The sequence below is a fragment of the Mediterraneibacter glycyrrhizinilyticus genome, from assembly GCF_015560805.1.
GTDB lineage: Bacteria > Bacillota > Clostridia > Lachnospirales > Lachnospiraceae > Schaedlerella > Schaedlerella glycyrrhizinilytica_A.
Genome location: NZ_JADMSO010000004.1, coordinates 90,717 through 103,345 on the forward strand (window position 1 = coordinate 90,717; position 12,629 = coordinate 103,345).

At 48.3% G+C, this 12,629-nt stretch carries 7 protein-coding genes; 5 read left to right on the forward strand and 2 right to left on the reverse strand.

Going from position 1 to position 12,629, the window contains the following annotated elements:
* Nucleotides 1–44: 44 nt before the first annotated feature.
* Together aroC and I2H87_RS05605 are read right to left on the reverse strand one after the other, a co-directional pair.
* Nucleotides 45–1,160: a chorismate synthase gene (gene aroC, locus I2H87_RS05600; protein WP_054703683.1), complete on the reverse strand. Its 1,116-nt coding sequence runs from the start codon at nt 1,158–1,160 to the stop codon at nt 45–47.
* A gap of 80 nt (nt 1,161–1,240) precedes the next feature.
* Entirely contained in the window at nt 1,241–2,188 is a 948-nt protein-coding gene (locus I2H87_RS05605) for an AraC family transcriptional regulator (RefSeq protein ID WP_022151614.1), read from the reverse strand.
* 187 nt (nt 2,189–2,375) lie between these two features.
* Between I2H87_RS05605 and I2H87_RS05610 the strand changes: the two genes are divergently transcribed.
* The 5 genes from I2H87_RS05610 to I2H87_RS05630 all read left to right on the forward strand — a co-directional run bounded on the left by I2H87_RS05610 (nt 2,376) and on the right by I2H87_RS05630 (nt 12,608).
* Nucleotides 2,376–4,727: a beta-glucosidase family protein gene (locus tag I2H87_RS05610; protein ID WP_195609505.1), complete on the forward strand. Its 2,352-nt coding sequence runs from the start codon at nt 2,376–2,378 to the stop codon at nt 4,725–4,727.
* Nucleotides 4,728–4,740: 13 nt separating this feature from the next.
* Nucleotides 4,741–7,005: a glycoside hydrolase family 3 protein gene (locus I2H87_RS05615; RefSeq protein ID WP_054703687.1), complete on the forward strand. Its 2,265-nt coding sequence runs from the start codon at nt 4,741–4,743 to the stop codon at nt 7,003–7,005.
* A gap of 31 nt (nt 7,006–7,036) precedes the next feature.
* A complete protein-coding gene (locus I2H87_RS05620) occupies nt 7,037–8,476 on the forward strand; it encodes an MFS transporter (protein ID WP_083460776.1) in 1,440 nt (479 codons plus the stop codon).
* Between the two features lie 30 nt (nt 8,477–8,506).
* On the forward strand, nt 8,507–10,747 hold the full coding sequence (locus I2H87_RS05625; protein WP_022151617.1) for a glycoside hydrolase family 2 protein: 2,241 nt from the start codon (nt 8,507–8,509) through the stop codon (nt 10,745–10,747).
* Nucleotides 10,748–10,865: 118 nt separating this feature from the next.
* Nucleotides 10,866–12,608: a L,D-transpeptidase family protein gene (locus tag I2H87_RS05630; RefSeq protein ID WP_195609506.1), complete on the forward strand. Its 1,743-nt coding sequence runs from the start codon at nt 10,866–10,868 to the stop codon at nt 12,606–12,608.
* Nucleotides 12,609–12,629: the final 21 nt, after the last annotated feature.

Here is a 12,629-nt window from a genome sequence, read left to right on the forward strand (position 1 = left end):
TCAAAAAAGAAAACCGTTCCCGGCGGATTTTTGCTGTCATGAAATCAGTCGTGAGATTCGTTCTTTTTATAAAATTCCTTTATACAGTCTATGCGGCTTGTCATATTCTGAAGCAGGAGATCCGCAAGCGTGATAGCTGCCATGGATTCGACGACAACAACCGCGCGGGGAACGATCACCGGATCGTGGCGACCATGGATGATAAGTTCTGTATTTTCCCCGATGTTGTTTACCGTGTGTTGCATCTGTGCGATCGACGGAGTCGGTTTGACTGCAATACGAAAAATCAGTTCGGATCCGTCACTCATTCCGCCGAGCACTCCGCCGGAGTGATTCGTCTGCTTGGAAATGATGCCGTCTTCGGAAACGAACGGGTCATTGTTCTGACTTCCCGTAGAAGATGCGGCAGCAAAACCATCGCCGAATTCCAACGCTTTGACTGCGCCGATGGAACAGACCGCCTGGGCGAGCCGCGCATCGAGTTTGTCAAAAACAGGTTCTCCGATCCCTGCCGGAAGTCCTTTGATGCGGCATTCGATAACGCCGCCGGCAGAATCGCACTCTGCCATCAGTTCGTCCAGATAAGCGGAGGCTCTTTGTGCCGCGTCAAGATTTGGCATATAAAGTTTGTTTTCGGATATTGCCTCAAAATGATAGTCCGCTTCCGGGATGGAAACAGGTCCGATCGCTTTTGTAAAGGTCAAAAGTTGTACGCCGAGCTCACGCAGCAGAAGAGAGGCAACAGCACCGCCGGCGACCCTGCCGATCGTTTCTCTGCCGGAAGAACGACCGCCGCCGCGGTAATCGCGGACGCCGTATTTGGCGTCAAATGTATAGTCGGCATGTCCCGGACGATAGGTTGCGGCAAGGTTGCCGTAATCGCGGGAGCGCTGATCCTGATTCCGTACAAGAAGAGAAATCGGCGTGCCGGTCGTCCGCCCCTCAAAGACGCCGGACAAGATCTCAACCTGATCTCCCTCCTGACGTTTGGTTGTATATTTGCTCTGACCGGGTTTGCGGCGGTCGAGAAAGGCTTGGATGTCTGCTTCGGACAGAGGAAGTCCGGCAGGACACCCGTCGATCACTACGCCGATGCCGGCGCCGTGGGATTCGCCCCAGGTTGTAATACGAAATAATGTTCCGAATGTAGATCCGCTCATGATGTCAATCTCCTTTTTTGAATCTGATACGCATTATTATATCGGAGAGTGAATGGGGATGCAATGATTTAAATTATTTTTTATATGTTTCGCTGACAGGGGTGAGTTTCGTTAAAAAATTGCTCCAATAGATGAATCGCTTCTGATGAAGCATATCGCTTGTATCCCTGCACCCCGGTGGTTTCCATTTTAGGGGAGGGAGCGTTCCGAAATTCGTTTGGGGACATGCCTGTATAAGCTTTGAATACGCGAAAAAACGAGGACTCACTGTCAAAACCGCTTTCAGAAGCGATATAGGGGATGGTAGTGTCGGAGTTTTTTAATAAATGTTTGGCATGACTGATTCGATAATAGTTCGTAAGTTTTTTGATGGAGCCGGATCCGGCAAGTTGTAGGATCTGATAAAGCTTTGCACGACTCATACCAAGTGTCCGCGCGAGCAGATCAGCATGGAGCTCTTCTTTAAAATGTCCTTTGATGTATGTTTTGATCCTGTCCAGATCTTCCAGATAACCGGAGTCTTGCTGAGAATCTGTTTGTGAAAGAATGTGATATTGAACATGCAAAAACAGAAGACTGATAAAATGGTACAGTCCGCTTTTAATCTCAAATTGATAGCCATCCGGTTTGTAATACAAAGATAAACACATACCGGCAAGCGTTTTTTGAAACTCTTTGACGGCTTCCTTTGTAAGCGGTGTTTCTCCGGAAGTCGTATTCAGAAGAAAATCAAAGGAAGAATGATAAACTTCTGAGATGACAGTCGGACTGAATTGCAAAACAAGACAGAGGTTATCATTTTCGATGTATTCTGTGGCGTGAACTTCCTGTGAACCGATCATCAGAAGATCTCCGGGTTTCAGACTGAAGTGATTTTGTTTGCAGGTGACCGATAAAGAACCCTGAAGGACAAAAAGAACTTCATATTCGTTATGCCAGTGGATACTGCTGGCATTTAAAGACTGAATTTGTAATTTTAACGGGGCTTCGTTCAATAAGTCGATGGACTCTAATTTGATCTCAGGCATAAGCTTCGTCCTTTCTGTTTTACTGATTTCTATTATAGCGAATCAGATCGTTTTTTACCACAAAGATTGTATCTTTTGGACAAAATGGGAGGATGGTCATCACGAAATGAGAACTTATTGTACAAAGTGGATGTTATAATAACAAATATGAGATTGTCAATCTATACAAAACAGGAGAGTGGATAGGATGATTTACCAGGATCCGAAACAGAATGTGGAACTGCGGGTAAAAGATTTGTTGTCCAGAATGACTTTGTCACAAAAAATCAGCCAGATTTCCGGAAGAACGATCGAGAAGAACGATCTGGAAATCGACAGGGGAGGCGGTACGGGCGGAGCCATGCTCATGGGGACGACAGACCCGCCGGAAGAATTTGGGCGGCGTTGCGAAATGGTTTTTGAGAAGCTACGCGGACAGAACCCGTGGAATATTCCTCCGCTGATACATTGTGAAGCGCTCTGCGGACCGATGATGCGGGATCAGGCGGTCTTCCCGGCGCCGCTTGGAATGGGCGCGTCCTTTTGCACGGAATTATGCAGGAAAAGTGCGGATGTGATCCGACAGCAATTACTGACAAAAGGAATCCGTCAGGCGCTCGCCCCGGTGTTGGATCTTGCAAGAGATTTCCGGTGGGGGCGCACCGGTGAAACCTACGGTGGAGATCCGACCCTTGCGGCTGCGATGGGATGCGCATGGATCAAAGGACTGCAGGGGGAGGATTTAAAAGAAGGAGTGCTGGCAACGGGAAAACATTTCCTCGGATATTCCACGCCGGAGGGCGGATTGAATTCCCGACATATCGCAACGGACCGGCGCGATCTCAGGGAAAATATGGCAAAACCTTTTGAGGCGGCGATCCGGAAAGCCGGATTGAAAAGCGTGATGGTCGCATATGGGGAACTGGAGGGGATCCCTCTGTGTTCCAGCCGGTATCTGCTGACAAAATTGCTGCGGGAAGAGCTTGGATTTGACGGCTTTACAGTCAGTGATTATCTGGCGCTGCAAATGATGCAGCAGACGCTTGGAAGTGCAGAAAATACAGGAGAGATCGGAAAACAGTGTCTGGAAGCCGGGTTAGATATGGAATTGCCGGACGCTTATGCTTTTTCCTCGGAATTACGGGAACAGATCAAGCGGGGAGAACTCGCTGAGGAACTGCTGGATCAGGCGGTTTCCCGGATTTTGCGGCAGAAATTTGAACTGGGTCTGTTTGATGTTCCGATGTTCCAAAAAGACAGAGAGACGGCACAAAAGGAATGGATGAGCTTAAAGGAGAAAGCGGATGCCCTGTCGGAGGACGCAGCTCATGCCTCCATCGTACTTGTACAAAATGACGGAGTCCTCCCATTGGCATCGGGACAAAATGTTGCGTTGATCGGTCCGTGTGCAGACAGTCTCCGGCTTATGCATAATAGCTATACATGGGCCGCTGTACTGGATGTGCTGCTTGGAAACGGAAGTACAGATTTTAAGAGTGTGGATGAATTGTTCCAGAAATTTGACGGGACAGCCAAATCGGAAGAGCACGTTCAAGAACAAGTGGATGCCAGAGTGCGGGAAGAACATCCGGGAGCAAAGACGGTACGGGAAGCGCTTTTGAACTATTTTCCGGAACTGGCGTACGCAAAAGGATGCGGTCTGAGAGACGGTTCGGAAACCCAGATGCAAAAAGCGGTCTCTATAGCCCGGGAGGCGGATGTGGTGATTCTTGCGCTGGGCGGAAAAGTTGGATGGGATGAAGCCTGCACCGGCGGAGAGGGAATCGATGATGTGACGGCGGAACTGCCGGAGATACAGCAGCAGTTATTGGAAAAAATAGCGGATGTGAATCCCAATGTCGTGATCGTCCATACGGACGGAAAGCCGCTGATCGGTGAAAAAGCCTACATGAAATCCAGAGCCGTGATCGAAGCGTGGCTGCCTGGACCGATGGGTGGAAGTGCGATCGCAGATGTATTGTGCGGAACTTACGATCCGGGAGGACGGCTGCCGGTCGATGTTCCGAGACACAGCGGACAGATGCCGATTTATTATTATCAGAGACGGAGTGCGATGTTGGGAAAAGGATACCGAAGTGTTCCGGAAAGTCCGCAGTTTCCGTTTGGCTACGGACTGAGTTACACGACGTTTTCTTATGAACCCTCCGTATGGCATGTGACAGAAAAAACGGGTATCCCTGTACTGCATGTGACGGTCACGCTGCACAACACAGGAACATACGGCGGGGATGAAGTCGTTCAGCTCTACGGACAGGATCCGTCGGCAAGCGTGGCGCGCCCCAAAAGACAGCTGCTTGGTTTTCAACGAGTACATTTGGAAAAAGGGGAAAAGGCGCAGGTAAAATTTCAAATTTCATTCGATACGTTGTCGTTCCCGGATGCGGCGGGAAAGTGGAAACTGGAAGCCGGACGTTTTTGTTTTGCAGTGGCGAAGCACGCGGAAGATCCGGGAGAACCGTATTGTTACGAATGTAAACGCACATTAGAGATCGATGCGGCAAAACGAAGCTTTTTTGCGGAAAGCGTGATCATACATTGAAAGGAGAATCTATATGAAAGACAAAAAAGAAATCTGTTATTTTCAAAATCCGGGAGGACCAAGACTGAGCTGGAGCCAGAATTCAGGCATGAAACTGATCGAAAAAGACGGACTTCGGTTCAAGGATCTGGCTCACGACGGGGAACTTCATCCGTATGAGGACTGGAGACTGCCTGCGGAAACCCGTGCCAAAGACTTGGCCGGAAAGCTTAGTATCGAGCAGATCGCCGGACTGATGCTGTACAGCCGTCATCAGTTCGTTCCGGGAATGTCCAATTTCTACTTCGGAAAGGTGACATATGACGGGAAAGAACTGCCGGAGAGTACGGCGCCGTTCTCTGCACTGAGCGACCAGCAGATTCAGTTCATGAAAGAAGACTATCTTCGCCATGTGCTTGTTGTGACTGTTGCCTCCCCGAAAGATGCGGCCATGTGGAACAATAATCTGCAGGAACTTGCGGAGGGAGAACCTTGGGGAATACCGGTTTCCATCAGTTCTGACCCGCGGCATGGAACGTCGGTGACATTTGAATTTGATGCGGGGGCAGGCGGAGACATTTCCCATTGGCCGGAACAATTGGGAATGGCGGCTTCCTTTGACCCGGATCTTGTCCGTCGGTTTGGCGAGATCGCTTCGGATGAGTATCGTGCCATGGGAATCACAACCGCACTTTCCCCGCAGGCAGATCTGACGACGGAACCACGCTGGAGTAGATTCGCGGGCAGCTTTACGGAGAGTCCGAAACTGAGTACCGATCTGGTACGTGCATATTGTGATGGTTTCCAGACTTCCGTGGGAGAAGCGGAAATCTGCGATGGCTGGGGATATAACAGTGTCAATGCGATGGTGAAGCACTGGCCGGGCGGAGGAGCCGTTGAGGGCGGACGGGACGCGCACTTTGGATGCGGAAAATACTCCGTCTACCCGGGAAATAATTTTGAACAACATTTGGAACCGTTCACGAAAGGCGCATTTGGACTGCAGGGAAAAACAGGAAGCGCAAGCGCAGTGATGCCGTATTATACGATCGTGCATGATCAGCCGGGCGGAGAAGAAGTGGGATGTAGTTACAGTCATTATCTTGTGCAGGAACTGCTCCGGGATCAGTACGGATTTGACGGTGTCGTATGTACAGACTGGAACATTACATATGATGAGACGACGGTGGATGATCTGTATACCGGAAAATGCTGGGGAGTAGAGGGACTTTCCCAAGTGGAGAGATGCTATAAGATCCTGATGGCAGGTGTGGATCAGTTTGGCGGATTAAACGAGAAAGAGCCAGTGATCGAAGCCTATAAAATGGGAGTAAAAGAACATGGCGAAGCGTTTATGCGGGCGCGTTTTGAAAAGTCGGCATACCGGCTTTTGGTTAATATTTTCCGGGTAGGTCTGTTTGAAGATCCGTATCTTGATCCGGAACATGCTTCCAAGGTTGTCGGATGTCCGGAGTATATGGAAGAGGGATTCCGCGCGCAGGTCAAATCGGTTGTCATGCTCAAAAATAAAAAACAGGTACTTCCACTGGCTAAGAAAGCTAAAGTTTATGTGCCGAAAATCCATATCCCGGCATATATAGACTGGATGGGAACACAGATTCCGGAACAGTTGGCAGATCCGATACCGGTTTCGATTTTGGATCGCTATTTTACGAGAGTAGAGACGCCGGAAGAGGCAGACGCTGCATTGTGCTTCATCCGTCAGCCAAACGGCGCCGCTTTCAGTATGCTCGGCGGATATGATGTGAAAGACAGAGAACAGGGCGGAAACGGATATATGCCGGTAAGTATTCAGTATCGTCCGTATACAGCGGATGCAGCCCGTGAGGAAAGCATTGCGGGAGGAGATCCGACAGAGACAAGTGCTAACCGCAGTTATAAAGGAAAGACGGTGACCGTCAATAACGAAGACGATCTGGAACTTGTGCTGGAGACGAGAAGGGCGATGAAAGAGAAACCGGTGATCCTTTGCGTGAAGACAAACAGTCCGATGGTCATGCGGGAAATCGAGCCGTCTGCGGATGCGATTCTGATGGAATTCGGCGATCTTCCGCAGGCAGTTCTGGAACTGATTTGTGGTCTGCATACACCGTCAGGGCTTCTTCCGATGCAACTTCCGGCAGATATGGATACGGTGGAACAACAATGTGAGGATGTGCCGTTCGACATGGTATGTCATACAGATGAGGAAGGACATGTTTATGACTTTGGCTTTGGTATGGACTGGAATGGCGTGATCGATGATGAAAGGGTTAAAAAATACGCACATAAAAAATAAAAGAGCGTAGGAAAACGAAAGGAGAAAAAGGATGGGAACAAAACAACAAAAAGAAACAAAAATGCGCCCCTTTGGCGCGCGTGACAAATGGGGCTACGCGATGGGAGATCTCGGATGCAATATGAGTTTTGCGATGAACAGTTATCTGATGCTGTTCTATACGCAGTATATTGGTCTGAGCCTGACCACATGGGGCGTTATCATTTTGATCCTGAAAATATGGGATGGAATCAATGACCCGATCATGGGAGCATTGATGGATACACTGAAGCCGGGAAAAAAAGGAAAATTCAAGACATATATTTTCTACGGATCTTTCTTGCTGATGTTTTCCGGTGCGTTATGTTTTCTGCCGATCCCGTCTGCACCGTATGCGGTGAAAGTGGCAGTATGTATGCTGGCATATTTTGTATGGGATTTCTCTTATACGATCGTAAATGTACCGTATGGGGCAATGAGTACCGCGATCACATCGGATCCGGGAGAACGTGCACAGCTTTCCACATATCGTGGAATCGGTTCCATGATCGCAAATATTGCTGTGATGGTCATTCTTCCGATCCTCTGCTATGACAGCGAGAACAATCTGATCGGCGGACGGATGTTTGTGATCGCACTGGTGATGGGATTTGCAGGGTTCGTTGCATTCCAGCTGCTTTTGAAATGGACGACGGAACGTATCGCACCGCGTGAGACCGTGCAGGCAAACGGGGAACGTCCGAAATTCAATTACTTTAAAGCTCTCGGAAGTTTTTTGAAAAACCGTGCGGCAGTCGGACTTACACTGGCGACGATCGCACAGCTGATCATGACAAACAGTCTCGGAGCTGCCAATCAGGTCCTGTTCCAGAGTTATTTTGAAATGGCACAGTTTTCCGGTCTGATGGGGCTTGGAATGATGATCCCGGCGTTGGTGATCATTCCGTTTGTCAAACCACTTGTAAATCGCTTTGGAAAGCAGGAACTTGCGGCATACCCATTGCTTGTCGGAGCGGTTGCCAGTTTGGGAATCATTTTTCTCCCGGTCACACCGGATGCAAAAGGTATGGTTCTGTATTTGATCTTGTCCCTGATCATCATGGCATCTGATACCTTCTTTATGTCGATCTGCTGGGCAATGACAGCGGACTGTATCGATTATCAGGAACTTCGTACCGGCGTCAGAGAAGAGGGAACCGTATATGCAACTTATTCTCTGGGAAGAAAACTTGCAAGCGGATTTGGTGTTTCCATTATCGCATTCTTATTGATCTTTACAGGGTACAATGAAACACTCGGCGCACAGCAGCCGACAGAGGTGGCAAATAACGTTCGTATTCTGATCGGACTTGTCTATGCGGTCTGTATGCTGCTGCAGTTTGTATGTTTGAAATTTATCTACAATCTGGATAAAAATGCGACATTGGAAATGGAAGCAAAAATGGGACATACCAATGCAGAATTGATCGGAGAAGATCGGGACGACGATTAATTTTCCGAACAGGAGAAAGGAGCGTTATATATGCGCACAACGATTTCAATCAATGAGGACTGGCTGTTTACAGCCAGTCAGATAGATCCGGCATTGCCGGATCTATCTGTTATGGAGACGGTAAATCTTCCGCATACATGGAATGCAGAAGACGGTTCCGACGGGGATGATTTTTATCACCGGGGAGTTTGCTGGTATGCAAAAAAAATCATTCGACCGGATGGAGAATGTGTTTTTCTGGAAGTGGAAGCAGCAAGCCAGATTGCCGAGGTATATTTGAATGGAACATGTGTAGGGCGTCATCAGGGAGGATTTTCATCATTTCGTATCGATCTGACAGAGACGATGCGTCCGGGGGAAAATTTACTTCTGATCTCGGTTGACAATGGGGAAAGTGAAAAGACATATCCACAGTTTGCTGATTTTACTTTTTTCGGAGGGCTTTATCGGGGAGTAAAATTGATCGTCGTACCGAAGAATCATCTGAAACTGGAAGCGGGAGATCCGGGGCTGCATGTGACCGCAGAACTGCTGGAGGACGGTTCGGCAAGTGTCAGAACAGATACGGGAATCCACACAGGAACACGAGGAACGTTCTGTTTTACGATCGAAGATGCAGAGGGAAGAACCGTAGAAAAAAATGTAACAGAAAAAGGGGAAGCAACGTTTACATTGAGAGAACCACATCTGTGGGACGGCGTGAAAGATCCGTATCTGTATACCGCGAGAGTCCGGTTGGAAGAATCCGGTGACGAAGTGGCTGTTCGTTTTGGCGTTCGTCAGTTTTCGGTGGATGCGGAGCTTGGATTTTTCCTGAATGGAAAACCATATCCATTACGCGGTGTTTCCAGACATCAGGACCGGCAGGGAAAAGGATGGGCTGTTACTGAGGCGGATCACAGGCAGGATATAGAGCTGATCCGGGAAGTCGGGGCAAATAGTATACGGCTTGCCCATTATCAGCATGCACAGTACTTTTATGATTTATGTGATGAAGCAGGTGTGGTAGTCTGGGCGGAAATTCCGTTTATTTCCAGGTTTATGCCGGGCAAGGAAGCACATGACGATACGATTTCACAGATGAGGGAACTGATCTTGCAGAGCGGCAATCATCCGTCCATTTGTTTTTGGGGCATCAGCAATGAGATCACAATGAAAGGAGAAAGCGAAGCGCTTCTTCAAAATCTGAACGATCTTCAGGAACTTTGTCATGCGATGGATCCGACCCGCCTGACAACGATGGCTCAGATCGGAGCTGTGTCGCTGAACAGCCCGACCAACACGATCACGGATGTATTGGCATATAACATTTACCTTGGATGGTATGTTGGGAAAACCGAAGATTGCGCGGATTGGCTGGATGAGCGAAAGCATGCACAGCCGCAAAGAGCACTTGCGCTTTCCGAGTATGGGGCAGATGCCAATTATGAGATCCATTCCGATCAGCCGAAACGAAAGGATTACAGCGAAGAATACCAGTGTCTCTACCATGAGGGCATGCTGCAGATCATCGAGGAGCGCCCATGGCTTTGGGGAACATATGCATGGAATATGTTTGAATTTGCTGCGGACAAGCGGAACGAGGGCGGAACAAAAGGTCAAAATACAAAGGGATTTGTCAGCTATGACAGAACCGTAAAAAAAGATGTTTTCTATTTATATAAAGCCTACTGGTCCAAAGATCCGTTCGTTCATGTTTGCGGAAGACGGTTTGTGGATCGTGTCGGGGAGACAACGGAAGTGAAAATTTATTCCAATCAGTCGGAAGTGACGTTATATTGTGACGGAGAAAAGGTCGGAACAAAGAACGGAAGCAGGATCTTCCGGTTTACGATCCCGCTTGCAGGGGAACATACACTTCGTGCAAAAGCCGGAACATGTGAGGATACGATCCGGATTCGAAAAGTGGAGGAACCAAATCCGGATTATCAGGTGAAAGGCGGCGGAAATGAGGGAGTAGACTGGTATCTGGATGAATATGGAAACAGGCAGCGATTGACGGAAAAAGACGGTTATTTTTCCGTGTTCGATCCGATCGGTATGATTCTGGCAAATCCGGGCGGGGCAGAAGTGATCCAAAGTTTGCTGAAGCAAGTCGCAGCAGCCTTTACAAAAGCCGGAGAGCAGCAGGAGACTCCGAAAGTCGACGAAAACCTGATGGAAATGATCAAGGGAATCTCACCGGCAGATCTGATCGAAATGTCCGCACCGAAGCTGGCAGGGCAAGTACTGCCTCCGTTAAACGAAATGTTGCATCGGATTGCAAAGTAGAGCTTTTAAGACAAAATTTAAAAACAGAAGAATAGAAACAATATTTTACTGTACATTTTTTCGCTTTCATACTATAATGTTGCCTAGATATTGATTATAGAAGAGGGAGCAGTACTAAATGAGCAAAAGGGAGATCCATGAACAGGAACATAATCCGGATGAACAGGTAAATGTGCAGGAATCTCCGGCGGATACACCGGAGATGGAGGAAAATCTGCCGGATCCGGAAGCGGAGGCTGACGGAGAGGACGAGGCATTTGACGTGGACGGATCCTATGAGGACGAGGCATTCGATGAGGACGACGTTTATGATGAGGAAACAGACTCTTATGATGAGGACGATACCTTATATATGAGTCTGGATGAGGAAGAAAAGCCACAGGTCAAAACGAAAGCACCGAAAAAGAAAAAGGGACGGAAGAAACGCAGAAAAAGGGCGGCTGTTGCAAAAAAGAAGACGGATAAAAAGAAAGGTCTGATCATTGCAGGTGTGACCGTCGGTGTTTTGGCGGCAGTATATGTCGGCATATCAGTATTTTTTATGAGTCATTTCTATATTAATACAGAGATCAACGGTCATAATTTTTCGGCAAAATCTGTCAAGGATGTTGAAGAATATATGAAAGATCAGGTGAAAGGATATACGTTGACAGTCCTGGAAAAGGAAGATAAATCGGATACGATCAAAGGAGAAGACATCTCCCTCGCCTATGTGGAAAATGACGATGTGAAAAATGCGATTAAAAAGCAGAATGCGTTCCTCTGGCCGAGTGCATTTTTTGTGAAGAGCTCCACGCAGGTTACGATTGAAGTCTCTTATGATAAGGAAGCCTTGGAAGAGCAGATCAATAATCTCCAGTCGGTAAAAGTGGAGCAGATCCCGCCGACAAACGCCTATCCGAAGTTTGACGGAACACAGTATGTTGTAGAACCGGAAGTGACAGGAACCGCAGTGGATATGGACATGCTTCATGAAAAGATCGCCCAGTACATTCGGGAATTCAAATCGGAGCTGAACATGGAAGAAGAGGGATGTTATGCTCTTCCGAAGTTTACAGCAGAATCAAAAGAAGTGCAGGCTGCATGTGACAGCATGAACCAGTATATTAAAGCAAGTATTACGTATCCGATGGATGAGAATGTGGTGGTGGATAAAAATCTGATCTCCACATGGCTTACAGTGGATGAATCCATGAACGTTGTGTTCAATGAGAACGGCGTTCGGGAATGGATGGCGTCTTTCGGCGATCAGTATGATACAATGGGAGCGGCAAGAACGATCACGACCCCATGGGGAAAAACAGCAGAAGTTTCCGGCGGGGATTATGGATGGTCGATCGATGAAGAGACCGAATCGGCAGCGTTGATCAACAGTATTAAGAACGGGGAAGTCGTTACGAGAGAGCCGGCATATTATATCGGAGGTACAGCGGCTTCCCACGGTCCGCAGGACTGGGGAACAACATATGCGGAAGTGGACTTAAGCGCTCAGCATATGTGGTATATCCAGGACGGCGCCGTTGTGCTGGAGACGGATGTGGTAACCGGTGAGCCGATTCCGGCAAAAGAGACGCCGACCGGCGTGTATGCACTGAAAGAGACAACGATGCACGAGGTACTTGTAGGAGAGATCGTTCCGGAGACCGGAGAGCCGGAATACCGGACGCCGGTAGACTACTGGATGCGGATCACCTGGAGCGGAGTCGGATTTCACGATGCAACATGGCAGTCCACCTTTGGTGGAACATTGAATCAGATCCCGGGAGTCGGATCCCATGGATGCATCAATATGCCGTATGATCAGGCGGCTGCACTTTACAATATGATTTCAACAGGAACTCCTGTTATCATCCATTATTAAAAGAAAAGGGACAGTCAGAAG

Bases quoted from the DNA above. Each gene is read 5' to 3' on its own strand.
- aroC (WP_054703683.1), bottom strand. From the start codon at position 1,160: ATGAGCGGATCTACATTCGGAACATTATTTCGTATTACAACCTGGGGC.
- I2H87_RS05605 (WP_022151614.1), bottom strand. From the start codon at position 2,188: ATGCCTGAGATCAAATTAGAGTCCATCGACTTATTGAACGAAGCCCCG.
- I2H87_RS05610 (WP_195609505.1), top strand. From the start codon at position 2,376: ATGATTTACCAGGATCCGAAACAGAATGTGGAACTGCGGGTAAAAGAT.
- I2H87_RS05615 (WP_054703687.1), top strand. From the start codon at position 4,741: ATGAAAGACAAAAAAGAAATCTGTTATTTTCAAAATCCGGGAGGACCA.
- I2H87_RS05620 (WP_083460776.1), top strand. From the start codon at position 7,037: ATGGGAACAAAACAACAAAAAGAAACAAAAATGCGCCCCTTTGGCGCG.
- I2H87_RS05625 (WP_022151617.1), top strand. From the start codon at position 8,507: ATGCGCACAACGATTTCAATCAATGAGGACTGGCTGTTTACAGCCAGT.
- I2H87_RS05630 (WP_195609506.1), top strand. From the start codon at position 10,866: ATGAGCAAAAGGGAGATCCATGAACAGGAACATAATCCGGATGAACAG.